The organism is Aeribacillus sp. FSL K6-1305, from assembly GCF_038050115.1.
GTDB classification, from domain to species: Bacteria; Bacillota; Bacilli; order Bacillales; family Aeribacillaceae; genus Aeribacillus; species Aeribacillus composti.
The window spans coordinates 559,574-586,054 of sequence record NZ_JBBOQV010000002.1; the positions used below are offsets into that span (position 1 = coordinate 559,574).

Consider the following 26,481-nt stretch of genomic DNA (forward strand, 5'->3'; position numbering starts at 1 on the left):
TTACATAACAACTGAATTGAGCTGATAAAAAATATATACAATGTAGGAATGTGGGCAGCTATAAAAGAATAAAGGTTTTTGGCAATGGGAAAGAAGTATAATATATTGAAATAATAAAATGCTCTATATTCTGGGAGGATAACATAAAGTTATAACGGAGGAACGTGAATCGTATTAAAACGATCATAAAAATTATTGTGAAAAAATTATCATCGGAGCTGTCCTATTCATTTATATTATGTTTTCTTTCTCCTTTTCTTTCGTTAATTGTTTTAATTTGTTGGACAGCTCCATAAACCAATTTTCATCTTTTGTTAACAAGGCTAAATCAATTAATGCTTTAATCTGCTCTTCATTTTCTATTGGAGATACGGGCAATTTTTTTACCCAATGATTTAATGTTTCAACTGTTTTACCAACGACGATTTCATTGTCGCAAGCCATAACTTTTACTCTTATAATCTTTTGTGATGAATCTATCGTTTCAACATAACCGTAAATAAATTCGCCGCTTTTTGTTTTTCCTTTTACCCAATCCCCTACTTTCACTGGCAACTGATTGATTCCTTCCATTTTATACACCACCACTTGCAGTATTATAGAGATCTGTTTTGAAATACTAAATATCTAGTTGTTAACAGAAATTATTACATGATAATAAAGGGAACGCAAACAATTTAACCTGGGAAATAATAAAAATTTTAAAATTCCATTTTTTCAAATATATAACTTATAATAAATGTTTTCATATTTATTGCAATAGACAAACGTTCAGCACATTTGTTCCATGTGAAACATAAATCAGACAGCCGGCTCAAATTTTACCTGTTGTGCGGCAAATCGTTATTGAAGGAAGGTGCAACTTTCGGCTGTCCTTTCGTTTAAAGATGAAAAAATCTACCCTTTGTGATCAGCTGAGCAATAGCGAGAAAAAAGTTTTTTTAAAATAATTCTTCATGCAAATGAACCATTACATGCTCTTCCTGAAGCATGTACACAATCGACGAAGGAAGCCCGTTAATACATCTTTTCCAAAGCTGGCGCACGATCTATCCACAAGCAATCTCATACTGTATTTCCCATTTAAAAAAAATTTCCAATTAGCCGCTTCCCACTCTATGATAAGAAAAACTATTGTATTTCTTCCGTCTTTTCCTTACTGTAGATGAGCAAATTCACTAACATAAATTTACATCCGAACAAAAAAGGAGACATGAACCCGATTCCTTGATTAGAATAGATGTGTCACCAAACCATTCTCAAGGAGGTTCATGTCTCATGAATAGACTACCACATCACCAAGGAATCGACAAGTTTTTCGCAATGTTGGGGCTGGCCCTTTATTTCTCTAAGCCGGTCATGAAGCATCTCGTTCATATTATCGATGCGCTGACAACGAAAGGATTTGTGGGAACCTTGACCGATCTGCATCATGAGAGCTTTCATCCCAACCATCGAACGACACTGAGCCATTTTTTCACGAAAAGCCCTTGGGATGAAGAAATCTTGCTTCGCAAACTCCAGCAGTGGATGCTTCGTCATGTGGAACGAACGGCCAAGCGAAAGAATCACCCCATTTTTGTTTCGATCGATGATACGATCTGCCGAAAAACGAAGCCTTCGTCACAGGCGAAACACGCTATTGAAGGGTGTAATTGGCATTATTCTCACGCGGACAAAAAGTCGATTTGGGGACACTCTCTCGTCTGGCTCATGGTTCATACGATGACGCAAGCCTTTCCCTTTGCGTTTCGCCTCTACGACAAGGCGGATGGGAAAAGCAAGGGTCAATGGGCCATCGAGATGCTTTCTTCTTTGGATGTGCACGGTTCTGTTTATGTGCTGATGGATTCTTGGTACCCATCGAAAACACTCGTGGAAGCCTGCCTGAAAAAAGGATTCCACGTCATTGCGATGCTCAAGACGAATCGGGTTCTTTATCCAAAAGGCATCGCCATCCAAGCCAAACAGTTTGCCCGCTATATCGAACCGAACGACACCCATCTCGTCACGGTGGGAGAAGAGCGTTATCGCGTGTATCGCTACGAGGGAGCGCTGAAAGGTCTCGATGATGCCGTTGTGTTGTTGGCTTGGAAAGCCGATCAGCCGATGACACCTGAACATCTTCACTGCGTCTTGAGCACCGACCGGGAGCTAAGCGATGAAGAGATCTTGCGCTACTATGCCCAGCGTTGGTCGATCGAATGCTTTTTTCGACAAGCGAAAGACCAGCTGAAGCTCGATGGGTACCGCGTTCGTCAACGTCGGGCGGTGAAACGGTATTGGATCTTGGTGCAACTCGCTTATGTGTACAGTATGGTCGAATCCAACAGCGATTTCTCTACCGGGCTTGACTTCCTTCGAAAGAAGAAAGGACATAGCCTCGTGGAGTTTATTTACGATGCAGCGAAACAAGATATTCCCATTGATGTCGTTAAAAAACAGCTTCATGTGGCATAAGGGGTACTCCGTTTGTCTCTTTTTACATGGTAATTATTGTAATGAAAATTGCTCAACTACAGTTCCTTATTAAGTATCACTATGAATCTACAAAAATGAACATTTAGCATTTATTGATTTAAATAACCTTTTTTGTAGTCGGTGATGTTGGAAAAGGCGGCACAAATTCACTTAATAAATATTCATAAATTGCTTTTTCAACTGATAAGCCACTTTTTGTGATGCCCATATTACCAAAAAGCACATTAAACTCGAGAATATAAAAATGCCCTCCGCTTACCAGCACATCAAAGCCGGCATGATTAATGTTCAATTGTTTCGAGACATTCAAAACAAGATCACAAGCTTCTTGCGGTATAAATTCAAAACAGAGGCTTCCGCCTTGGGCAACATTGTGGAGAAACTCCCCTTCCGCCCCAACCCGCCAATAGGCGGTGAAAATATCTTTTCCAATGACACAAATGCGTAAATCTTTTCCGTCGTTTTCTAAATATTCTTGTACGTACAGCACATCATTTTGATTGGCATATTGATAAAAATCATACTCATTTTTTATTAAAAAGGTTCCTCTTCCCATTGAATTCCGGACTTCCTTTGCAACAAATGGGAACGGGAACGTTTCTAATACTTTTTCGATATTGCTTGGGGTGCTTGCCAATATTTCTGTATATGGAACATGCTCAGGCGCCACCGTCCAAAGCGCTCTCGTCATTTCTACTTTGCTAAAGCCCAGCTGCAATGATTCAATGCTTGGAAAAATTTTTTTCTTTAATCCGTATACAAGAGCAGGGGCTTGCCACGTTTCAGGAAAAAGAACAATATCCGCTTGTCGAATGGTTTCTAATTCTTTAAACATATTGTCAGGCTTTATATAGTGTACACCTGGAATTCCGATTGTTCGGTATGCATTAAAAGGAAACCATTTTCATAAATACATGACCACACTCCAAAACATATAACAATTTCTAAATAAATAATAGAATCTTCATGAAATTTTCGCAAATAAAATTTTCAATAGTTTCCCCTTTCAAATGCCGTGAGAAATTTTTTACTTCATTATGGCATCTTGAAAGGACGTAGAACAGGCGGATGTTTTTTTGCTATTACTTCGACTCTGAAGCGGAAAAAGGGAATCCCCTTGTTTTTATTTATAGTGATCCCGCCAGTGCTGCCTGAGAAAGCGTATCACCATTGCTCCCGGGGCGCAGGCAATATTTTATGATCTGCCATTCCGTCATTACTAAGTATCCGAGAGCTGCGCAATTGCGGCAACGACTCGGAAGTCCTTCTGACGTTTATGGACGATCCAATCAGTATTCGGAGCGTGATGTATGCGACCAATGTAATCGAACAGACGATCAAGGAGATTCGGAAACGTTTGAAGTCGATGTACAGTTTGAACTCAAAAGCTGAGGAAAACAATTCAGGATTTTAATGAGAAATAGCGGAGAGAAAGCTTCAAGAATTTGCCGAGGCTCATGAAGGGATAACCGTCATCCGCCAGCTGTTTTCTAGTAAAAATTGTAAACATATACAAAAGCCAGTATAGAAAAATGAGCTGTTTTTCTATACTGGCTTCATCTTATTAGGACTTATCGAACCGTCCCTATATTAACTAAATAATGTAAAAAGGGGCATATAAGGAACACCGCTTTTCCACGCATAAGAGTGAATATTTAGTCTTATGTTTGGAGACAATCTCCTTCTTTCAGCTGAATAACATTTTAGTGATACCTTATCGAATGGTAATGTAAACATAATTATTACACCTGTTGCAAAATACTGTTCTAAAACCTGATACACACTAACACATTTTCAATTTGTAAATGCTATCTCATAGCTACCTTCTGCGTGAGAACGTTATTGCCCGAACCTAGTCGCAGGCGAATATAGGCTTCATAAGCCGATACATTTGGATTGATGCGCATCATGATCGTTTTCTTTGCTTTTCCATTTTCATCTGCTGTCAGTTTGCCGATATTGAAATAACCGTAAGTGGTTGGCCATGTTCCGTCCTCAAATTGGATTTGCGAAATGCTTTTGCCGCCTGACAAATATATTTGGATTTGTGCATTTGCTACTGTTTGGCCAGGTGTTAAACCATTCATCACCACTGCTACCGGAAATGGTATACCACCGAGCGGAATGAATTTCGGTGTTAACAATTGATATTTTTCTCCACCGCCAGGCGGCGTCTCAACATTTGACTGACCGATACCGACTGTTTTGGTAAAGACGTTGTTTCCAGCCCCTATGCGAAGACGAATATATCCTGTTGTTCCGTTTTGTACCATTGGGTTAAGCCTCATTGTCAGTACTTTTTCCGCCACACCATGCTGATTGGCTTGAATGCTCCCAACACTTTGATAACCGTAAGTGGTTGGCCATGTTCCATTCGGAAGCCGAACTTGCGAAATTGATGTACCACCTTCTAAATATACTTGAATTTCTCCATTTTCAATGACTTGTCCCGGTTTCATATCTGTTAATTTGAGTGTTACTTGAAAAGGTTCTCCGCCAGTTGGCAAAAATTCAGGTGTTTCAATGTTATATTTAATGTCTTTTGGAGGATCCATTTCCGAGCCAAATGAACCGTCAGCAAATGTCGATTGGTCATACCAAAGATAACCTTCATTCGGTGAACGCCAAGGCTCAGGCTTCAGCTCCTCAGAATGCTCTGGGGTTTCCATTTCTAATATTGGTGAAGGCTGATCAAGCGGTATACCAAGTTCAGAGAAGGTCAGATAACTTTCTTTATAAGACAGCCATTCGACAATTTTCATTAGCAATTGGCCATTATCTTTTTCAGTAAATCCGTCGTACGTTCTCTTGACTCCTCCGTGTTCTTCATTTCGATATTTAGGGGTGCTGTCTTCCACCACAGAAGAGTCGCCGATGAAAGCGGCCTTTCCTCTTTCTTTTTTTCCTATCGCTACAAAGGGCCCTTCATGAATTCCGCCGCCAAAATAAACCCCTTCGTCAACTGCATTGCTCCATTTGTTTTCTTCTACAGTAAGCCCATCAGGCAAATAAACAATCCCTTTAGCAATTTCAGGATTCATAATAGCCAGTGTAGAACCAGCATGAATCGAAATTTCATCAATGCCACTCGTTATACCAAAGGATTCATCAGATGGTATAATCACATTTGCTGTTGTGTTATCTATCGAGTTAAAACGAAATCTTACACCAAATTCTTCACTTAGCCAATCGGTGCTTTCAACACCAGCCATTGCAGCTTGTTCACCTTGATCCATTCCTTTTGTTGGATTATCAAAAGCCCCTCTGCGCCAACCATTCATAATTTCATTTGAATCCCAACGGTTAAAATTTCGGTCGGCATTATAGTGGTCGGCAATAAAAAATACGCCTCCCCCTTGTTCTGCAAACTCGGCAATAGCATCTTGTTCAGACTTCTTAAAAGGAATTTGTGCCTCTGGAATAATAAAAACATCATAACCTTCTAAATCCTCCAGAGTAAGCGGATCTAAACTCCGATGCTCCTTCACTGTATATCCCGCTTCAAGCAATGCATTGGCAAAATCGGAAAATGCACCATCAATCACCCAATCGGACTGGCCTGCTGTTTGCCCATGGCTGTTATCAAACAAAACTTTCTTGCCGTTCGGATCGCTAGGAACTAAGATTGGGGCCGGATCATTCGGACCTTCTGCACTTACAGTTACGTTTTCCAAAGCAAAAATTAAAAACGCCAATACTGCCACAAGGCCCTGCAACAGCATCTTTCTCATAATTACTCTACCTCCATAATTTATTAACTCAACGAGGCAAAAGCCTTTTATTGAGTTCAGCCGCTATTGCTGGAGCTTTCGATATACATTGCTGCCTTATGAGCATCTGCTAAACCACCTTCTTGCGCAAATAGCCGGAAATGATATCGACGATCGTAACCATGGCAATGATTCCTAATAAAATTATACCGACACGACTCCAGTCGCGAGACTGCATGGCAAATATAAGCGGTGTACCGATTCCGCCTGCACCGATGATTCCTAAAATGCTTGCGGAACGGAGGTTAATTTCAAAACGATATAAGGTGTAAGAGATAAACCCAGGAATGATTTGTGGAACAACGGCAAACCACAGCGTTTGCAAGCCGCTTGCTCCTGTTGCTTTCAAAGCTTCAATTGGTCCGAAATCAATATTTTCCACTTCTTCTGAAAACAATTTGCCAAGCATCCCGATGGAATGGAGTCCGAGCGCCAACACACCGGCAAAAGAGCCAGGGCCTACTACTTTAATAAATAACAACGCCATCACTAGTTCCGGAAATGTCCGGATAAAGCTTAAAATAAATTTTCCTGTTCCTGCCGCAATCTTCCCCTTCGTCATATTGTTAGCCGCCCAAAAAGCAAACGGTATACATAGAAAAGCTGAAATAAATGTGCCTAATATGGCAATCGCTAATGTATCTAATAGCCCTCGGAGCAGATCTTCGCCTTCGGGCAAGTAAACATATCCCCAATCAGGAGAAAGAATGCCGGATAAAATCGCTTTTGTAATTTGGCCGGCCGTTTCTTTAAATCCTTCTATTGGAATACCGGATAATGCCCATATATAAATAACAGCCAACAACACATATATACTCCAAAGCATGAACCGGTTCTTTTTTGGTTTAACTGGTCTTGCAACACTCTTCATAATAGTTTCTCCCGCAATTTAGTACTAATATGGTCGATCAACAAAACAACCATTAATGTAAAAATAATGATTGTACTCACTTTGTCGTATTCAAGAAAACCTAATGTTTTATCATAATATTCTCCGATTCCTCCTGCTCCCACTAGTCCTAATATAGCTGCAGCCCTTATATTAATTTCAAAGGTGTAAAGAACGAAAGAGACAAAGTAAGGGGACACTTGCGGAACGACAGAGTAGACGATCCATTGAATTTTATTGGCGCCAACTGCCGTCATCGCCTCCAATGGGCCTTTATCAATACTTTCCATCGCTTCATAAGTTAATTTCGCAATAATGCCCATTGAGAAAACAGCTAATGCAAATATTCCTGGTAATGGCCCCAATCCGAAAATCGCAACAAATATAGCGGCTAAAAGAAGTTCAGGAATGGTACGAATTAAATTTAAAATAAATCTGAACGGGTAATAAATCCAATTGCTGGCAGCGATGTTGCTTGCGCATAACAAAGCAAATGGAACCGCAAGCAAAGCTCCCATCGTTGTCCCAATAACCGCCATGCGGAATGTGTCAAGCATTGCCGGAACAATATCATCAAAATATGACCAGCTGGGAGGATACATTTGTACAAGCAAATCAAACATATTTGGAAACCCTTCAACAAAATCGATGAAAGAACTTTCCGTTTGATAGGCGCTCCAGCCGATCAGCAGCACAATCAACGCTGTTGTCAAGTAATGCTTTATTTTAGTAGGTGCTTTAGGAATTTCTTGTTTAGTTAATCGATTCATATTTAAACTCTCTATCCGCTTCATTTGTTCCCACCTCAAAAGGCTTTCCATATATTTCAGAAAACCGTTTATCTGTCGCTTCCCTAGCAGATCCGTCAAACACAATTTGTCCTGCTTTCAGGCCGATGATCCTTGTGGCATATTGTCTAGCTAAATCGACCGAGTGCAGGTTGACAACAAGCGTTATTCCTAACTCTTGATTGATCTTTTTTAAATCATCCATTACTTGTTTTGTTGTCAAAGGATCTAAAGATGCTACAGGCTCATCCGCTAAAATGATTTTAGCTTTTTGCGCCAAAGCTCTAGCAATCGACACTCTTTGCTGCTGTCCTCCTGAAAGTTGATCCGATCTGGTGTACGCTTTTTCAAGAATATTCATTCGTTCCAGAGCATTCATGGCCAAATCCACATCTTCTTTTGGAAACCATCCCAAAACGGTTCGGAGAGTAGAATGGTAGCCAACTCTTCCAGATAAAACATTTCGCAAAACAGTCGACCTTTTCACTAAATTAAAATTTTGGAAGATCATCCCAATGTCGCGACGGATGCGGCGGAGTTCCTTCCCCTTTGCTTTCGTGATGGATTTCCCGTCTATTGTTATTTCTCCGGAACTAATTTCATGCAATCTATTAATAGAACGTAGCAACGTTGATTTGCCAGCGCCAGATAAACCGACAATCACAACAAATTCCCCTTTTTCAATTTTCAAATCAATATTTTCCAATCCTACTACACCATTAGGATAAATTTTTGTAACACGATGAAATTCTATCACTCTGCATACCAACCTTTTTTAAATATTTATCTAAACATCCCGACGTTGCTTTATCTATTCATAGAGGATTAGCCAGTACGAACGATTCGCCTGGCTATATTTTATGAAAATACATTATTCAGTTTTCACTTTTTCAGCATACTCCCTGACGATATCGAAGTTACTGTCTTTCGATTCTATGTAGCCTTCATGCGTGTAAATGTCTTTTATAATCGCATGCCCTTCTTCGTCTTTTCCAATATCAATGAAAGCTTGCTTGATTTTTTCAACCCATTCTGAATTCATGTCGGAACGGACGGAAATCGTATCGTTCGGAATCGGTTCTGTAAACTCAATGACTTTCGTATCTTCGAAAACAGTTGGGTAATCTCCTGCTACGGTATTGCGGGCATCTTGGAAAACAACCGCACAATCGACATCACCGTTCAAAACAGAAATAATTGCTTGGTCGTGCCCTTTTACTGTTATTCCTTGTACATCTTTTAATGGATCAATCCCATTATCCATCAGCGTTGCGGCCGGCCAAACATAACCTGCAGATGAAGTGACATCTTGAAAAGCGATTTTCTTTCCTTTTAAATCTTTCACACTAGTAATACCAGAATCTTTTTTCACTACGAAAATTGATTTGTAATTGTCTACTAGTTCATCTGTTGGCTGCCCGGTCTCATCATCCACTCCGTAACGTTGCGCTTGAAGAATTACTTCAGCAGCTCCTCTTTCTTTCGCCAGCACATAAGCATTTGGCGGCAAAAATCCTACATCTACTTTTTTGGATTCCATTGCTTCAACAATGGTATTATAGTTCGTTGAAACACTTACCTCTACAGGTATACCCAAACGATCTCCCAATAACTTTTCAAGCGGCTTTGCTTTGGCCTCCAATGTATCTGCATTTTGAGAAGGTACAAATTGTACAGAAAGGGTTTCCGGAATATATCCATCTGATTCTTTGCTGCTATTAGTTTGTTGGGAATTGCTGGATTCCCCGCATCCGCTGATGACCACCGCTGTTAAAGCTAGTATTGTTCCAAAAGCTACTAATTTTTTAAACATATTAATTTCCCCCATATCTTTTTGAAAATCTAATTTCCATTTTAGCACCAAATTTTTAATTATTTGTAAATTTTGTTACAAAATATCACGAATATTTTATTAACTTTGTAAATTATTTCTTTTCATTTAATTATCTATTTTATTTTTACAACGATTTGTTATGATGAAAAAAAAGGAGGAGGAAAATAATGGAGAAAGAAACTGCGATTCATCTGCTTGTAACCAGCGATCTTCACGGCTACATTTACCCGACCAATTACAGAGACAAAGAAGAACAAAATTTCGGACTGGCTAAAATAGCCACGATTATAAAAGAAAAAAGAAAAAAAGGCAATGTACTTTTACTTGATAATGGAGACTTGATTCAAGGAAGCCCGTTGACTTATTACCATGCAAAAAACAGGCCCGACAGTGAAAATCCGATGATTCAAGTTATGAATGATCTCCAATATGATGCATGCGTATTGGGAAATCATGAATTTAATTATGGACGAAGTTATTTACAAAAGGCGATTGATCAATCAGCTTTTCCTTGGCTGTCCGCTAATATCTTGAAGCAAACAACAGGAGAGCCCGCTTTTGGAACACCTTATCTCGTCAAGGTATTGGACGGAGTCAAAATTGCTGTACTTGGTATAACCACTCATTTCATCCCTAATTGGGAAGAGCCGCGAAATATTGAGGGACTTGTTTTCAAAGATGCATTGCAAACGGCTAAATTATGGGTGAGCGATATTCGCCAAAAAGAAAAACCAGATGTGATGATCGTCTCATATCATGGGGGATTTGAAAGAGATCTACAAACTGGAGAGCCTATAGAACAGCTGACAGGAGAAAACCAAGCATACCAAATGTGCCAAGAACTAGAGGGTGTTGATATTTTAATCACAGGCCATCAGCACCGCCCACTCGCAGATAAACTAAACGGCATCACAATCATTCAGCCAAGCCATAAGGGGCAATTTTTGGGTGAAGTGACGATGAAAGTTAGACAGAAGGCAAATGGAAACAGCCCCGCAATCGTTAGTCATTTCAACTTAATCAAAATTGATGAAAAAATGGAAGCGAATCAAGATGTTTTGGCATTGATATCCGATATTGAACAAGAAACGCAAAAATGGCTGGATCAGCCGATCGGAACCGTTATTGGTGACATGACCGTATCTGATCCATTGAAGACCCGATTACAAGACAATCCTTTTATAGAATTTATCAATAAGGTGCAAATGGAAACAGCCAAAGTTGATATTTCTGCCACTGCCTTATTCAATAATGACTTGCCTGGATTCAAACAACATGTTACAATGCGCGATATTGTTTCCAATTATATTTATCCGAACACATTAACTGTCATCCGCATCAGCGGCCAAGATATTAAAGATGCTTTAGAGCAAAGCGCCAAGTATTTTACGGTTCAAAACGGAACAATCTCTGTCAATCCCGCTTTCTTATATCCTAAACCGCAGCATTACAATTATGATATGTGGGAAGGAATTGAATACGAATTAAAAATCTCTAATCCAGTTGGCCAACGAGTTGTGAAGCTAAATTATCACGGCAGCCCATTGGAGCTTGACAAAGAATATGATGTCGTCATGAACAGCTACCGCGCAGGTGGAACAGGCAATTTTGATATGTTTAAAGAAAAACCGATCGTTAAAAATATCCCCATCGACATGACCGAACTCATTGCCAACTACATATTAGAGCACAAAACTATCATCGCAGCTTGCAATCATAATTGGAGGGTAGTTTTATAGTAGTAAAAGCATTTTCCGATTTGCCCGCTTTTTATTTAAAACAAATGCCACTAATAGGTATCAAAGAATACTTGTCCAAATATCACAAAGGCTTACAGCAACAAAAAGTCATTAATAACAAATTTGATATCAACGATGATTATATAAAAATGATTTTTTCGTTATGAAAATGTGAAGCGTTTTATTCGCACACATCAAAAAAGAAGATTTAGGATTTTCCTAATCTTCTTTTTGCATGAAAGTATATTTCACCATTCCCCTGAACAGGACATGGATTATTTAAGCAGCTGTCTTAACTCTTCGGTCATTTGTTCAACCAATTCAGGTCTGCCATGAAACTGGGCTGGAGTATTTTGAAAAAGTTGAATACGCCAAATTCCTTCCGTTTTCACTGCAACAAGTGTATGATGAGTGTTCACATCAGGATTTAAATCGGACTGGCCGTGAGGAACCATACCGGCAATCGCTCGTAAAATAGCGATATCAGGAGCTAGAAACCGGACATTTTTCACTTTGCTGACAAATTTAGCTGTCTGGTGGTGTTCAAAGACGGACTGGAGATGTGCGAATATTTCATCGCGTCCAATCGACTGACTGCCATCGAAACCAATGCTTTCGCCATCCTTAGTAAACAGATCCGTCATTCCGCTAGCAGTTCGATTGTTCCACGCATTAATTAGTTGCTGGTACAGCTCTTGAACTTCATTTATTTGAGAATTTTCCATCGTTTATCACTCCGAAATGTAATTCTTTGTTCTATGATAGCCAATCAACTGAAAAATTATTTTTTATAAAATGTTGCCGATTTAATATTTACGTGCAGTTTTTTCTTTTGAAACCTCTGCTTTGAAACGCTGAGACGAATGATCAAAAGCATTTTTTATAGAAGCTTGACAGCGTATAATACTTCAAAATGAAAATTTTCTTCTTTTTTCACTTCAAACGACATTTATTTGATGTGCAATCACTTTAAAAGGGCATTATTTTTCCTTCTGTTATTGTAAGAATATGTTTGTTCTTCAATTAATCTGTTGGAGATGAATGCCTGAGACAGTCTGCAAATACCTTCCGATCCTCTAAAGCCACTACATAATCAGCAAACAATCATTCTTTCAATCATATTGCCATTCATTTACTGGGAGTGTTGCTACTGACGGCTCTTTTTTTCTATTTCCATACTGCTGCATATTTTTTTTGATATTTCGGATCTTCTTCCTTTTCAATTAAATCGAAGGCAAGCTGCTTGATCGCTTCATCCTGCACTTTATCATACAAGTTTCGCAGCCCTTGAATAATATCGAACCGAATAAGTGTCGCATGTTTTTCGTCAACACAGTTGTCAAACCGAGCTGCCAAATGACGGATAACCATCTCTTTTTGCTTTTCCCCAGCTAAACCAATCCTCCAAATAGCCTGCAAACTATGTCTGGCAGTTACAAACTTTTTATCATAGGTTACTTCCCAAACTTGAGGAAAATCCTCCAACATTCGCTGTTCGGGATCGCTGATCGCTAAGCGGCTTAAAAACTGAGCAGCACGCGAGCGCTTATGAGGGTCTTTACTTGTCAGCTCTTCCTTCAGCTGATCCCATACTTCATACGCCCAATCGACTTTTTCTTCAGTGATCTTCATAATGCTGCTGTACGCTTCGTACTGCGCATTTTTATCACTTGACTGCAATTCCGCAAAATAATGCCTCGTTCGTTCATCCACTATTTATCGCCCCAGTCATGCCTTATTATGCTTGATTTTACCTTAGGCAAAAGTGAATAGGCAATGGCTGCAATATGTAAATGCCGAACGATCATATCGGAAGTACAGATCCAAAAAGCCGAAGTTTGATATGGAAACTGGCTCATATTCCATGTGAATGCAAGTTTAAAATATTAGCAGAGAGCGAGCATGAAAAAAAGCCGCTGTATCACCAATAATTGGCGTTCAAGCAGCTTTTTTCAATTACTTATTTAAACGGATTTTTCCATTCCATTAGAACAGCATAGTTACGGGATTCCTCATCCTCCAAATAATTAGCCACAATTCCAAGAGGCGTCCGTCCGCAACGGAGAAGGAATGAAATAACCGGGTCTTTTAAATTTCCGCTGACGACAGCATCGACATATTGTTCAGCTGACATCTCATCCGCATATTTATAATATCCCGGCATTCTGCCGCCGCCGAGCAAGCGATCCAATCCTTTATGGACAACTACTTCGTACATTGATTGCATAAGCCATTTTCCTAAATCCAGCTTTCTGTGGGACGGACGGATGCAAATATCCACAACATATAAAGTGTTGCCATTCGGATCATGGTTACGGATATAGCCGTTGTCCGTTATCTCTTCCCAAGTATGATCAGGATGGGCGGGATCAAAATTCACGATTAAAGATGTCATCGATCCTGCTAACGTTCCTTCTACCTCAACACATAAAGCGCCTTCCTGAAACAATGTCACGTGATTCGTTAATTGCTCTTTATTCCACCAAAGTTCTGATGGAAAAGGCGGCGGAAAGCTTTCCTTTTGAATTTCAATTAATTCATCAAAATCTGCTTCATTATAATTCCTTATCACCACTTCGACATTGCGGCCTTGATTATTCAGATAAAATCTCTTTCTGTAGCGGCTCATCTCCATTCCCCTTTCGTCCATGAACACTTAAATCAGGATATAAATCAAAGCGGCGGTCTCTCCAAGTGGTGACAGATCCGTTTTCTCTCACTTTGTATAAGAGAGATAAATCAAGATCCGCCGTAATAATCATATCGTGGTTTATTTCCCCCTCCATCAAAATCCCGTTTTTCGGAAATGGGACGTCGTTCGGAGTAATGACCGCTGCCTGGCCGAAATTTGCCCTCATAAAATCAACGGTAGGAAGCGAACCTACTGTCCCTGTTGTCACCACATAGATTTGATTTTCAATCGTTCTGGCGTGGCTTGTATACCGCACTCGTTGAAATCCGTGGCGGTCATCTGTACAAGACGGACAGAACACAACGTCAGCTCCCATTCCTCGTACAATTCGAACGATTTCTGGAAATTCGATATCATAACAAGTCAACATGGCAATTTTTCCTTTTTCGGTCTCAAATATTTGAACCGTTTCTCCGGGAGTCAGATGCCATTCTTTCACTTCCGTCGGCGTCAAGTGAAGCTTCGCTTGTTCAGCTATCCGGCCATCGGGATAAAATAAATGGGCTGTATTATACAATCGTCCCTCTTTTTCGATAATATGAGTGCCTCCAATAATATGCATGCCCGTTTCTTTAGCAAGCGATGTAAATAGTGAATAATATCGGTCCGTATAATGAGGTAAATTTTGAATCGTCTGCTTTTGATTCGGAATGGACAGCAATTGAGTCGTAAAAAATTCAGGAAAAAGAACAAAATCAGCATCAAACTCTTCTGCGGTTTTCACATAATGCGTTACTTGGTTTGCAAAATCTTCAAAGCTTTCGATGGAATGAAGATGATATTGAACAGCAGATACACGTATTTTCATGTAGCCTCTTTCCCTTCATCATAATCTGTTCCCCGCTTATTACTGAACAAAGTATAACATAAAACCAGTTTATTTTAATTTAATTTGATTTTGTGTAAAGCATTTTGCTGGAACAAAAGAGAATACTTGAACTATTTATTTAGAAGTGAAATAATTCACTCAAAATTAACAGACAAAACGAAAACAAGCCGTTTGACTGCCGGTGATTTGGCGTTCAAGCGGCTTGTTTTATTCCATTTTTAAATGCTTTGCTCGTATTTGGCAATAAGTTCTTCGTTTTTTCCGACTAAACCGAGTTTAAATGCTTTTTGAATAATTTTTGCTACTTCAGCATTGAAAAATGGATCTCCACCATACCTCATCTTATCATCCAAAATTTTATTATGGAAATGAGACGTTTCTCTGGCTAAATCTTCATTTACAATTTTCCCTTCCTTTATTGCGTCCATAAATTCATAAAAATCCATTTTGCTGTTGTATTCTTCTCTTGTCTCGTTGCCATAAGGGCTGCCTGTTTCCAAATGTTTTTTGAACGGAGCTACAAGCGTCAATTGCGTATAAGCAGCAAAATATTGAGTTTCAGTAATATTCATATAAGATCACTCCCTAACAATTGTAAAATTTATGTGATCATAAAGTGTTTTATTTGAAAAATAATCTAACGCTGAAATGCTGATCGATTCTGTAGTCAATAGCCTCATAGGTATTTCATAATATTTGATCCACCCATACACAATTTTGTCAGATCCTGATAAAGGTTCATCCGCTAAAGGTTTACGAGTTTGAGAAGTAATATCCCTTCCACCATTATATATTCTAAGAAAGCCTGGACGCTCAGTACCTTCAACATAAATGGCAATTCTTATGTTTCTCCCTTTTAAAGGAGTGATTGCCGACAATTGATTTGGTGAAATGATTTCCCATTCATTATCGTTTCCATCCGACGTAATACCAATTATCTGTAAATCCGTTAATGGTGGTGCGGATGCAGCTGAAGTTTTTGCAGGAAAGAATGCAAATACGAACGAAAATGATAGAACAGCCAGCGTAAAAATAACTCCGACAATTTTTTTCATAATAACCTCCTCCATATTTTATAAAATTTCCATTTTTTATATCGGTATAAACTGGAATATTTTTAATATAAAAACAAAATTTAACAATAAGTATTCTGACCTCACATCCGCCTTTAATAAACCTTTAAAACTCTTAAACGAGTTGAAAAACGGCTCATCGCAACATTAAACCGTTTCAATTACCTTGTAAAATCAATTATAATAAGGGCAAAGATCATTTTTTTACCCTCGGGAACAGCAATCTTCAGAAAGCCGGAAAATGATTTAAACAATCAATTATAGAAAAATCGCAAAAAAACACCGCTATCCGCTCAATCATGCACAATATAGGACAGCGGGAAAAAGTCTAACAAACATAAGTGAAAAAAGTGTGGTGAAAGCATTGTTTAAAATTTTGCTCATTGAAGATGACACCACCCTGTTTCATGAAATAAAAGAACGGTTATTACAATGGTCTTATGATGTATACGGCATTACTGACTTTGGAAAAGTGATTGAAGAATTTACAGCCATCAAGCCTGATTTGGTCATCATTGATATTCAGCTGCCAAAGTTTGATGGATTTCATTGGTGCCGAATGATCCGCTCCCATTCAAATGTTCCGATTATTTTTTTATCATCGCGGGATCACCCGACCGATATGGTGATGTCAATGCAGCTTGGAGCGGATGATTTTATACAAAAGCCGTTTCATTTCGAGGTGCTTATCGCAAAAATACAAGCAATTCTCCGCCGAGTATACAACTATAATACAGAACGAATAAAGCTGAAGGCATGGTGCGGGGCGACGGTCGATTATGAGAACAATACGGTCACAAATGATAAAGGAACAATTGAACTAACTAAAAATGAACTATTGATATTAAAGCATTTGCTTGAGAAGAAAAACAAAATCGTCAGCCGGACAGAATTAATCAAAAGCCTGTGGGAGGATGAGCGCTTTGTCAGCGATAATACCTTAACGGTCAATGTCAATCGTTTGCGAAAAAAATTGGATGAGCTCGGGTTGGGACGCTTTATTGAAACGAAAGTCGGCCAAGGCTACATGGCAAAGGAAGAGGCAGCCGTATATGATTAAAAAATATATTATTGAAAGAAAGAGCTGGATCCTTCTCTTTTTATTCATGCAGCTGTTTATCCTTTTTATTTCTTATCTTGATTCAACCATTTCATTAAAGTCCGTTCTCTATATTGTCTTTTTATTGATGATTATTTTTTTCATTTTTGTCATCATCCGCTACAATAAAGAAACAAAGTTTTATAAAAGCTTGGAAGGATGGGAAAACAGCCTTGATTTAACAAGTATAGCGAATGCTGAAAGCCCTTTTGAAAAAATGATTGAACAGCGGATAATAAACCAAACGAAGCTTTTGAAACAAGAGGCTTCGCAAAATCGAATTGCGCTCGAGCAGGAAAAAGATGAATTGCTGTCATGGATTCATGAAGTTAAAACACCGCTGACAGCGATGCATTTAATCATTGAACGATTAGATGATGAAGTTATCAAAGCACAATTGACATATGAATGGCTGCGCATTCATCTGCTGCTTGACCAGCAGCTTCATCAAAAACGGATTCCTTTCATGGAAAATGATTTATATATTGAAAATGTTGCACTGGAACCACTCATTTTCAAAGAGATAAAAGCTTTGCAATCATGGTGTATGCAAAAAGGAATTGGGTTTGAGGTCGAGCTAGAGGCTGCCGAAGTGCTAAGCGATGCGAAATGGCTCGCCTTTATCATGAGACAGCTGTTAACAAATGCGGTAAAATACAGCGATTCATCCGATATCATCATTCAAAGCTATCGGCAAAATGATCAAACAATGATCAAAGTGAAGGATTTTGGCCGTGGCATTGACCCGAAGGATCTGCCGCGTATTTTTGACAAGGGCTTCACATCCACGACCGCACATCAGGACAATGCCTCAACAGGCATGGGATTATACTTGGCGAAAAAAGCCGCCGAAACATTGCTGATAGATATTAAAGTAGAGTCAAAGCTTGGAGAAGGAACGACTGTTACCTTAACCTTTCCAAAGAAAAATGAATTTGTCCGCATTACAAGCATGTGACAATTTTGTCACATGCTTTTTCATTTTGTTCGCTGAATCGAAGGAAAAATACAAGAAGGACGATTATGATAAAAATATCAAGGAGGGACGCGATATGTATATTTTAGAGGCAACAAAAATTTACAAAAGCTATGGAAACAAATTTAATAAACAAGAAGTGTTAAAGGGATTGGACATTCGTGTCGAAAAGGGAGAATTCGTCAGCATCATGGGGGCATCCGGCTCAGGGAAAACGACATTGCTCAATGTTCTATCCTCAATTGATCAAGTCAGCCAAGGAACGATCAAAATAGAAGGAAAAGACATTGTAAGCATGAAAGAAAAACAACTGGCTGAATTCCGCAAAAGACATTTAGGATTCATCTTTCAAGAATACAATTTGCTCGATACACTGACAGTGAAAGAAAACGTCCTGCTGCCTTTATCCATTACAAAAACAGCAAAAAAAGACGCGGAGCAAAAATTTAATGAACTAGCGACAGAACTAGGAATTTATGAGATCAAAGACAAATATCCGAATGAAATTTCCGGCGGCCAAAAACAGCGCACCTCAGCAGCAAGGGCATTTATTCACGAGCCGAGCATTATCTTTGCCGACGAGCCAACAGGCGCCCTTGATTCAAAGTCGGCATCTGATCTATTAAACAAGCTGCAAAAATTAAATCAAAAACGAAAAGCCACCATTGTTATGGTCACCCACGATCCGGTTGCAGCAAGCTTCTCAAGCAGGGTCTTTTTTATAAAAGACGGACAAATTTATACCCAATTAATAAAAGGGGAAGAAACAAGACAAACGTTCTTTCAGCATATTATGAAAACCCAAGGGGTATTAGGCGGGGTGCAAAATGAGCATTAATCAGCTGATTTTCCGTAATTTGAAAAAAAATCTGAAAAACTACTATTTATATGTATTTGCCTTAATGTTTACAGTAGCCCTTTATTTCGCGTTTGTCACATTGCAATATGATCCGTCAATGGATGCAACAAAAGGCTCGATTAAAGGGGCTGCTGCCATTCGAACTGCATCCGTATTATTGATTGTCATTGTGACTGTCTTTCTCTTGTATGCCAATAACATCTTCATTAAACGGCGCAGTAAAGAAATTGGCTTGCTTCAATTAATCGGCATGACAAAAGGGAAAATATTCCGCATTCTTACGGCTGAGAATTTTATCATTTATTTCAGCTCATTATTCATTGGAGTCTTTATTGGATTTTCCAGCTCCAAATTATTCATTATGATTTTGTTTAAAATTACCGGTGTCAATGCCATTGCAACGCTTACTTTTTCACCTAATGCTTTGATCCAAACAGTGATCGTTTTTAGTGCGATTTATCTTTGTATCATGCTGTTGAATTACGTATTTATTAAAAAGCAGAACATTTTATCTTTATTTAAAGTTGCTTCCACTACAGAAGTAAAAAAAGTATCCCTGTTGGAAATGATTATCGGGATTCTCGGCATATTCTTCATCATTATAGGCTACTATATTTCGTCTAAGTTATTTGGCGGCGATTTTACTACGATGAATGAGCTATTCCTTGCGATGATCTTTATACTAGGATCTGTCATTATCGGAACCTATTTATTTTATAAAGGGTCTGTCAGCTTTATTTTTTATCTCATTAGAAAAAAGAAGGATGGTTATTTAAATATTCATGAGGTACTATCTCTTTCATCGATTATGTTCCGAATGAAGTCAAATGCTTTATTATTAACGATCATTACAACCGTCTCTGCTCTTGCCATCGGATTGTTATCTTTAAGTTATATTTCCTACTATTCATCGGAAAAATCCGCTGAAAATTATGTCGCCGCCGATTTTGCTCTGACGAATGCGGAAGATGCAAAGCATTTTAAAGAAGCATTACATGCGCATCACATTCCATACAGTGAAAAAATGATTGATGTGATCCACGCAAACATCAATATGGAGAAAATATTAGATACAAAGCTGAAGGAATTGAAAGTTGACCCGGCATCCATGCCTCTCCCAATCATTAGTGACGACGATGTAGAAAAGATCAATCTGTCTCCAGATGAAACTCTTTTTGCAGGGTATAACGATATGATGCAGAAGTTTATGCCGCTGAAAAGTTCCGGTCAAATCGAATTAAAAGGCCGGCACGAAGTCATACCGCAAAAATATTTAGGTTTACAAAAGGAATACTACATTTCCTATTTTTTCACAGGCGGCGGCCTGCCTGTTGCCATTGTCGACGAAACGATATTTGACCGTTTACAAAAGGACATGGACATGAAACCGTCTGTTCATATAGGAATTGATATTCAAGATGAAGCTAAAATACAGGAAGCTAATGAAATCTTTCAAAAAACGACGTTTAGCGGCAATCATGATTCACGGCTCGCCATGAGCAGTAATCAAAAACGATCTATGGGGCTCAGCATGTTTATTGTCGGCTTTTTAGGTTTAACTTTTCTGATTACATCCGGCTGCATTCTTTATTTCAAACAAATGGATGAGAGCGAAGATGAAAAGCTAAATTATACCATTTTAAGAAAACTCGGCTTCACACAAGGCGACTTGCTCAAAGGAGTTCAAGCCAAACAAGCTTTTAATTTTGGGATTCCTTTGATCATCGGACTTTTCCACAGCTACTTTGCCGTTCAATCCGGATGGTTTTTATTCGGCACAGAGCTCTGGACGCCAATGATTCTCGTCATGCTGCTATATACAGCTTTGTATTCGATTTTCGGCTTTCTCTCCGTACTTTATTATAAAAAAGTAATAAAAGCGGCTCTTTAATATTAAGGAACTGTCCAAAAAGTCAGTATAAGTTGACTTTTGGGAACCCCCTCTTTATTTTTAAAAAAACCGCCCGTGTGAAAAACGGGTAGTTTGTTCAACTTTATAGAAAAATATAAGCCTCAGCTCCCCACAGGGTGTCTGAGGCTTATATTTCATTATATGAATAACCCCCGAAATCCTCCCAAATCTCAAACCGTAAAAAAATAAGAAAATCTGCACCGCTCGGCAATCAAGCTTTTATTTGGATACGACGGAAAAACGTTTATTAATGTGCTTACGGTTTTCAATTTCATCTACAAGTGCTATCGCATAGTCTCTATAACTGATGTAGCTTTGGCCTTCAGAGTTGACAGCAAGCACATCGCCTGAAACTTTATATTCACCTGTGCGCGGACCTTGCGGATCAAAAAATGCAGCTGGGCTAATATAAGTCCATTGAATCCCTTCAGAGTTTTCAAGATCTTGCAAATTTTGAGCTGAGCTTTTCGCTACCGGCAAATATTCTTTCGGAAAATCCGGCGTATCAAAGAGGCAGGTTGTTTTCGCTTCATCGACAAACAGGCTGCCCGCTCCGCCTACAACAATAAGCCGCGTATTAGGCGCTCCTTTCAAGGCATTGATTAATACTTTTCCTGCTTCCACATGTTTATGCTCTTCACCAGGTGCAGTGCCAAATGCATTTACAACAACATCAAAATCTTTTATATCCTCTGATGTAATATCGAAAATATCCTTTTCAACAGCTGGTACATCAGTTACTTTAGAAGCATTGCGGACAATAGCCGTAACATCATGTCCTCGTTCCTTTGCTTCCTTTACTATTAGACTTCCTGCTTTTCCCGTTGCACCAATAACGGCAATTTTCATAAACAATTTTCCTCCCTTTATGTAACTAATTCAGTTACAAATTATATGTAACTATTATAGTTACAAATATAAATCCCTGTCAACTTATTGATTGAAGCTGTCATCCGGAAATCATTGCCTGCCAACCTGTTTGACAAAATTTCAAATTTGTCACTAAAATAGTGACAAATGGTGGTGGAAACTTATGATTAACAGCCGTTTAGCAGTGGCGATTCATATTATGATCTTAATAGCATCAAATCCCCTTGAGCATATGTCTTCAGAATTTATTGCCAAAAGCGTCAACACGAATCCCGTGGTGATCCGGCGAATTACAAGCATGCTCAAGAAAGCGGGACTATTAACTTCCCATGCCGGCAGAACCGGAGCAAAATTAACAAAAAACCCTGAAGACATAACACTTTTGGATATTTTTAAAGCGGTCGAACCGAAAGATGAATTATTCGCTATTCACGAAAATCCGAACCCCAATTGTCCCGTTGGAAAAAACATTCAATCCGCCCTGGACAGCACATTTACGCGCGTTCAAAAAGCGATGGAAGACGAGCTGGCCAGCCAATCCCTAAAAGACGTAATGGGCCATTTCTTACAATAAGAATGGCCCATAAAAAATGAAGCTGTAGTTATTTCCTCTTTTTCGGCACTTATGACCGTTTCGCTGTTTTGAATAAGATGAATGATTCATTTTTACTTTCATAAGTTTGCACGCATGCAGGGAATCTTTGAAATCGATTTTATTCCTCCATCAAGTGCTTGATTTCAAAATAAAAAGCATGGATAAATTTTTTCGTATTGATTCGTATAGACGATGCAGCTGCAGGCCGATCGGCTTTTAATTCCTCCATTTTTTGACGAACAGCAGTGAAATCAAAAAATTTGGATGAGTAATTTTCAAACTTTGGATGGATGAAGTCTGTGAGCCCAAGTGACGCTAAGTTGTTCAAGGAATGATAGATCGCCCTCCGCACACGTTGTTCAGACGCTTTAATTTCCCTTTTCAGATCCTCTTCACTGGTTGCTTCTCCAAGCTTCTTCAACGCAATATTTCTAAATATCTCCTTTAATGAAGGAAATCCGCCGGCAAATGTTTTCTCTTGTTCGTAATCATATAAAAACTGCATGATTTCAATGAGATCTTTACTGCCGCTTTCTCCGGCAATGCCTAGTTCTGAAAGGAGGAATCGTGCACTGGCAGAAAGAGAATTTTCTTTATAAGGATTTACATTTTGCTTTAGAAGATGATCAACGTTCATAACACTATATAAAGAGTGATGGATATCCTGAATGGTTTTTTCCAAACGTATATGACCCATCACCTTCTTTAAGATTGACAATACTTCAATTTTATTAATCGGCTTCGTTATATAGTTTTCGATTCCGTATTCATAAGCTTGGCCGATCATATCCTTTGATTCCACCTGCGATATCATAACAATTTTTCCTTTAAAAATCGGCTTGATTTTCTTAATCGTTTCAATGCCGTCCTGAATGGGCATTAACAGGTCAACTAATAAAATATCGACTTTCTTCAAATTTAAAAATTCACCGCTAACATCAGCACCGTCTGCTGCTTCGCCGACGACTTCACCAAGTTCCTCGTCTTCAATGATATGCCATAGCATAGTACGAATTGACTCATCGTCATCTATTATAAAAAACCTCATAAAATCACCTTTTTTGGGTTAAATTTCCAATTGGCAGACGAACGATAAATGTTGCCCCTTTGCTATCTTCCTGATGCTCAATCATTACTTCCCCGTTAAGCTTTTCTGCCAATTCTTTCACATATGAAAGCCCAATACCTGTTGATGAATTGCCCGTGCTGTCGAATTTCAAGGTGAATCCTGGTTTAAAAATAATATCTTTATATTGATCGGGAATTCCGGGACCATCATCATGAACGCGTATTTGGAGCCAATCATTTTCCCGCTCCACTGCAATCTCAATGCTGCCAGTTCCTTTGATGGCCTCCACTGCGTTAGCGACAAGGTTATTCACAATGGAAATAAACGTATACACATGATACTCAGGATGTGACCCATTATATGCAATACTGAATTCAATGTTTTTCCCCAACAGCTCAGCATACTTCTCATGTGTTCGAACAATGATTGATAAAAGTGATCGGACATCTAAATAATCAAGGGAGCTTTCTTCTGAAATTACTTTTGAAAGTCCAGACAAAATGCGTTGATTATCTTTTTTGATCTCATGAACCTCGCCGGCAATCCTCAAGGCATGCCGTGAAAGCTCCTCCAGCGACAGCCTTTTCTTCCCTTTCCTGATCTCCTGCAATTTTTGATACAGGTTGTAAGATTGCCTCGTAATTTCCTCAGCATCTTGAACGGATTTTTTTAATAGCACCGACTCTTCGTAAAGGTTCGATACAAGCATGATCATATGTTCATTGCGTTTTTGAATTTCCGCTTCCCTTAGCTTAGATTCATGCAATTTTATCATACTAAATAAACCGATCACAAAAAAACTTCGGAATATGGCAATAATCATAATTTTATTAAAGGCATCTAAAGTCATAACCGTTCCAATCATAATATTTTCAGCGAGTAGCTCGACAATCCCGGCTGCCAATTCTATCACAATCCCCAAAAGGCCGATCACCCATGGTCGATTGTAAAATCGGTGAATTCTTAAAACAGAAAAAACAAGCGCATACGTGAAGTAATAGAAAAAATAAGGGGAATTTGTATGAATGGAAGCCATCCAATCAACAGATGTAAGGGATATCAAATCGAGAAGAACCCGAAATGTCACAATTGATAAGCCTGCAAGAACACCACATATAACAGCTGGTACCTTTCTCAGCCACAATAAAAAAATAAACAATGTTGGAGGTCCAAAACTCACCCGATAAACTTCATTAAATGGATAAAATTTAATTTCGCCAGCGAGCGGAACCAAAATGATCATTGCAACCAATAATTGAAGTTCTTTTTTTTCAAGAGAGTGCAAGTTCAATATTACCACAACCTTGTTATAATGGTTCCTCTTAAAAAATTGAATAAAAGTTAGAATTTTAAAAACGAAGTAAATAATCAATTTGTAGAATTTTGTAGATTTATCGTCTGATCTTGTAGTTTCAATTTTAAATTAGATGAGATAACTCGTAAGCGCTCTCGCAAACAACTCTACTAATTATTATAGCTTATTATTTCGACGAGTAATCATTTAAAAGATAATGATAATCAATTTTGTCATCCATTCGTTTTGGAGGCAATTATAAAAGAAAAGAGGTGCTATGATGAAAAGAATAAGCTTGGCTTGGCAAATTTTAATAGGTCTTGTACTAGGTATTGTTGTTGGTACTATTTTTTATGGTAACCCAGATGTTGCGAAATTTTTGCAGCCAATTGGGGATATATTTTTACGATTAATTAAAATGATCGTCATTCCAATTGTTATTTCCAGCTTAATTGTCGGTATTGCAAGTGTAGGTGATACAAAAAAGCTCGGAAAGCTTGGCGGAAAAACAATTTTGTATTTTGAAATTATTACAACTGTCGCCATTATTGTCGGACTTTTAGCAGCTAACATTTTTCAGCCTGGTTCCGGCGTCGATATGAGCTCATTAGAGAAAACAGATATTCATAGTTATGTCGATACGGCAGAAGCAGTTGAAAGCCACGGAATAGCTGATACATTTGTCAACATTGTTCCACCAAACATTTTCCAGGCATTTGTTGAAGGAAATATGCTGGCGATCATTTTCTTCTCTGTATTTTTCGGACTTGGAGTCACAGCCATCGGAGAGCGTGGAAAACCGATCATTGCCTTTTTCCAAGGTACAGCTGAAACGATGTTCTGGGTGACGAACCAAGTGATGAAATTTGCACCATTTGGTGTGTTTGCCCTTATCGGTGTGACTGTGTCTAAATTCGGTATCGAATCATTGGTGCCGTTGGGTAAATTAGTAATTGTCGGCTATGGAACAATGTTATTCTTCGTTGTCGTCGTTCTTGGATTTGTTGCAAAATTAGTCGGTCTAAACATTTTTCACATCATCCGTTTACTTAAAGAAGAGCTTATCCTTGCCTATTCAACCTCAAGCTCAGAAACAGTTATGCCAAGAATAATGGAGAAAATGGAGAAATTTGGATGCCCAAAATCCATTACAGCATTTGTCATTCCAACAGGTTATTCCTTTAACTTAGATGGTTCAACCCTATACCAAGCATTAGCAGCACTGTTTATAGCACAAATGTATGGCATTGATTTGTCCATCGCTGATCAAATTTCATTGGTGCTAGTATTAATGTTGACCTCAAAAGGAATTGCAGGCGTTCCAGGCGTTTCATTTGTTGTACTGTTGGCTACGCTGGGAGCAGTAGGCATCCCGCCTGAAGGTCTTGCATTTATCGCAGGTATTGACCGTATTCTCGATATGGCTAGAACAGTGGTCAATGTCATTGGAAATTCATTAGCCGCTGTCGTTATGTCTAAATGGGAAGGTCAGTTCGATGTTGAAAAAGCTATTTCATATATCAATTCTTTTAAAAATAATAAGCAATCCGCAGCTTAACTCAAGTTTGACACCATTTCACTACATGTGGATAACTAAAGGTGATTATACCAATAGTTATCCACTTTTTTTATCGAAAATATAATCATTATGTAGTGTTATGTGGATAACTTTTGTATATCCAATAATATGTAATATATGTTATACTATTAGT

The 26,481-nt window shown here is 38.7% G+C and carries 24 protein-coding genes and 1 pseudogene; 9 read left to right on the top strand and 16 right to left on the bottom strand.

Annotated features, from left to right (window positions below; genetic code table 11):
- Positions 1-231: 231 nt before the first annotated feature.
- Positions 232-573 carry an IDEAL domain-containing protein gene (locus NST97_RS12460; RefSeq protein ID WP_063389111.1) on the bottom strand — a complete coding sequence of 114 codons (342 nt, stop codon included), beginning with the start codon at positions 571-573 and terminating at the stop codon, positions 232-234.
- A 705-nt stretch (positions 574-1,278) separates the two neighbouring features.
- Here NST97_RS12460 and NST97_RS12465 point away from each other — a divergent pair.
- Positions 1,279-2,460, top strand: a complete 1,182-nt coding sequence (locus tag NST97_RS12465; RefSeq protein WP_063388773.1) for an IS701 family transposase — start codon at positions 1,279-1,281, stop codon at positions 2,458-2,460.
- Positions 2,461-2,578: 118 nt separating this feature from the next.
- Here the strand turns inward: NST97_RS12465 and NST97_RS12470 are convergent, their stop codons facing one another.
- Positions 2,579-3,316: an ATP-grasp domain-containing protein gene (locus NST97_RS12470; protein ID WP_341343322.1), complete on the bottom strand. Its 738-nt coding sequence runs from the start codon at positions 3,314-3,316 to the stop codon at positions 2,579-2,581.
- A gap of 420 nt (positions 3,317-3,736) precedes the next feature.
- Here NST97_RS12470 and NST97_RS19310 point away from each other — a divergent pair.
- Positions 3,737-4,009 (top strand): annotated as a pseudogene (locus tag NST97_RS19310) (hypothetical protein); the annotation flags it as partial.
- Positions 4,010-4,289: 280 nt separating this feature from the next.
- Here the strand turns inward: NST97_RS19310 and NST97_RS12480 are convergent.
- The 5 genes from NST97_RS12480 to NST97_RS12500 all read right to left on the bottom strand — a co-directional run bounded on the left by NST97_RS12480 (position 4,290) and on the right by NST97_RS12500 (position 9,741).
- Positions 4,290-6,212: a DNA-binding protein gene (locus NST97_RS12480; protein WP_341343324.1), complete on the bottom strand. Its 1,923-nt coding sequence runs from the start codon at positions 6,210-6,212 to the stop codon at positions 4,290-4,292.
- Positions 6,213-6,321: 109 nt separating this feature from the next.
- Positions 6,322-7,125 (bottom strand): phosphonate ABC transporter, permease protein PhnE, encoded by an 804-nt coding sequence (gene phnE, locus NST97_RS12485; protein ID WP_375293581.1) that lies wholly within the window; start codon positions 7,123-7,125, stop codon positions 6,322-6,324.
- On the bottom strand, positions 7,119-7,910 hold the full coding sequence (gene phnE, locus NST97_RS12490) for a phosphonate ABC transporter, permease protein PhnE (RefSeq protein ID WP_339200060.1): 792 nt from the start codon (positions 7,908-7,910) through the stop codon (positions 7,119-7,121). The genes phnE (NST97_RS12485) and phnE (NST97_RS12490) overlap by 7 nt, the downstream gene beginning before the upstream one ends.
- Positions 7,894-8,685 carry a phosphonate ABC transporter ATP-binding protein gene (gene phnC, locus NST97_RS12495; RefSeq protein WP_063389115.1) on the bottom strand — a complete coding sequence of 264 codons (792 nt, stop codon included), beginning with the start codon at positions 8,683-8,685 and terminating at the stop codon, positions 7,894-7,896. The genes phnE (NST97_RS12490) and phnC overlap by 17 nt, the downstream gene beginning before the upstream one ends.
- Positions 8,686-8,799: 114 nt before the next feature.
- Positions 8,800-9,741: a phosphate/phosphite/phosphonate ABC transporter substrate-binding protein gene (locus NST97_RS12500; RefSeq protein ID WP_082830382.1), complete on the bottom strand. Its 942-nt coding sequence runs from the start codon at positions 9,739-9,741 to the stop codon at positions 8,800-8,802.
- Between the two features lie 188 nt (positions 9,742-9,929).
- Here NST97_RS12500 and NST97_RS12505 point away from each other — a divergent pair, with 188 nt between their 5' ends.
- Complete coding sequence (locus tag NST97_RS12505) at positions 9,930-11,501, top strand: bifunctional metallophosphatase/5'-nucleotidase (RefSeq protein ID WP_341343325.1); 1,572 nt, start codon at positions 9,930-9,932, stop codon at positions 11,499-11,501.
- A 275-nt stretch (positions 11,502-11,776) separates the two neighbouring features.
- Here the strand turns inward: NST97_RS12505 and NST97_RS12510 are convergent, their stop codons facing one another.
- The 6 genes from NST97_RS12510 to NST97_RS12535 form a co-directional block, all read right to left on the bottom strand.
- Positions 11,777-12,226, bottom strand: coding sequence for an SgcJ/EcaC family oxidoreductase (locus NST97_RS12510; protein ID WP_063389118.1), 450 nt, complete (start codon positions 12,224-12,226; stop codon positions 11,777-11,779).
- A gap of 442 nt (positions 12,227-12,668) precedes the next feature.
- Positions 12,669-13,214: a hypothetical protein gene (locus NST97_RS12515; protein WP_311066683.1), complete on the bottom strand. Its 546-nt coding sequence runs from the start codon at positions 13,212-13,214 to the stop codon at positions 12,669-12,671.
- Positions 13,215-13,461: 247 nt separating this feature from the next.
- Complete coding sequence (locus tag NST97_RS12520; RefSeq protein ID WP_311066684.1) at positions 13,462-14,130, bottom strand: GNAT family N-acetyltransferase; 669 nt, start codon at positions 14,128-14,130, stop codon at positions 13,462-13,464.
- Positions 14,096-15,001 carry a carbon-nitrogen hydrolase family protein gene (locus tag NST97_RS12525; protein WP_311066685.1) on the bottom strand — a complete coding sequence of 302 codons (906 nt, stop codon included), beginning with the start codon at positions 14,999-15,001 and terminating at the stop codon, positions 14,096-14,098. The genes NST97_RS12520 and NST97_RS12525 overlap by 35 nt, the downstream gene beginning before the upstream one ends.
- Positions 15,002-15,240: 239 nt before the next feature.
- Positions 15,241-15,594, bottom strand: coding sequence for a hypothetical protein (locus NST97_RS12530; protein ID WP_066251453.1), 354 nt, complete (start codon positions 15,592-15,594; stop codon positions 15,241-15,243).
- Positions 15,595-15,600: 6 nt separating this feature from the next.
- On the bottom strand, positions 15,601-16,077 hold the full coding sequence (locus NST97_RS12535) for a DUF4879 domain-containing protein (protein ID WP_162877013.1): 477 nt from the start codon (positions 16,075-16,077) through the stop codon (positions 15,601-15,603).
- A 382-nt stretch (positions 16,078-16,459) separates the two neighbouring features.
- Here NST97_RS12535 and NST97_RS12540 point away from each other — a divergent pair, with 382 nt between their 5' ends.
- The 4 genes from NST97_RS12540 (at position 16,460) to NST97_RS12555 (ending at position 20,920) form a co-directional block, all read left to right on the top strand.
- A complete protein-coding gene (locus tag NST97_RS12540) occupies positions 16,460-17,155 on the top strand; it encodes a response regulator transcription factor (RefSeq protein WP_339195863.1) in 696 nt (231 codons plus the stop codon).
- Positions 17,148-18,152 carry a sensor histidine kinase gene (locus tag NST97_RS12545; protein ID WP_063389122.1) on the top strand — a complete coding sequence of 335 codons (1,005 nt, stop codon included), beginning with the start codon at positions 17,148-17,150 and terminating at the stop codon, positions 18,150-18,152. The genes NST97_RS12540 and NST97_RS12545 overlap by 8 nt, the downstream gene beginning before the upstream one ends.
- 94 nt (positions 18,153-18,246) lie before the next feature.
- Positions 18,247-19,008, top strand: a complete 762-nt coding sequence (locus NST97_RS12550; RefSeq protein WP_340734369.1) for an ABC transporter ATP-binding protein — start codon at positions 18,247-18,249, stop codon at positions 19,006-19,008.
- Positions 18,998-20,920 carry an ABC transporter permease gene (locus tag NST97_RS12555; protein WP_066251461.1) on the top strand — a complete coding sequence of 641 codons (1,923 nt, stop codon included), beginning with the start codon at positions 18,998-19,000 and terminating at the stop codon, positions 20,918-20,920. The genes NST97_RS12550 and NST97_RS12555 overlap by 11 nt, the downstream gene beginning before the upstream one ends.
- A 240-nt stretch (positions 20,921-21,160) precedes the next feature.
- Here the strand turns inward: NST97_RS12555 and NST97_RS12560 are convergent, their stop codons facing one another.
- Positions 21,161-21,790 carry an NAD(P)-dependent oxidoreductase gene (locus NST97_RS12560; protein WP_341343326.1) on the bottom strand — a complete coding sequence of 210 codons (630 nt, stop codon included), beginning with the start codon at positions 21,788-21,790 and terminating at the stop codon, positions 21,161-21,163.
- 184 nt (positions 21,791-21,974) lie between these two features.
- On the opposite strand from NST97_RS12560, the gene NST97_RS12565 reads away from it, so the two are divergent.
- Complete coding sequence (locus tag NST97_RS12565; RefSeq protein WP_327848286.1) at positions 21,975-22,385, top strand: Rrf2 family transcriptional regulator; 411 nt, start codon at positions 21,975-21,977, stop codon at positions 22,383-22,385.
- Positions 22,386-22,524: 139 nt separating this feature from the next.
- On the opposite strand, the gene NST97_RS12570 is transcribed toward NST97_RS12565, so the two are convergent.
- Both NST97_RS12570 and NST97_RS12575 read right to left on the bottom strand, forming a co-directional pair.
- The gene (locus tag NST97_RS12570) at positions 22,525-23,454 is read right to left on the bottom strand and encodes a response regulator (RefSeq protein ID WP_341343327.1); all 930 of its coding nucleotides are present in this window, start codon (positions 23,452-23,454) and stop codon (positions 22,525-22,527) included.
- A 4-nt stretch (positions 23,455-23,458) separates the two neighbouring features.
- Positions 23,459-24,766 carry a sensor histidine kinase gene (locus NST97_RS12575; protein ID WP_339198108.1) on the bottom strand — a complete coding sequence of 436 codons (1,308 nt, stop codon included), beginning with the start codon at positions 24,764-24,766 and terminating at the stop codon, positions 23,459-23,461.
- Positions 24,767-25,049: 283 nt separating this feature from the next.
- Here NST97_RS12575 and NST97_RS12580 point away from each other — a divergent pair, with 283 nt between their 5' ends.
- Complete coding sequence (locus tag NST97_RS12580) at positions 25,050-26,327, top strand: cation:dicarboxylate symporter family transporter (protein ID WP_066251467.1); 1,278 nt, start codon at positions 25,050-25,052, stop codon at positions 26,325-26,327.
- Positions 26,328-26,481 lie beyond the last annotated feature (154 nt).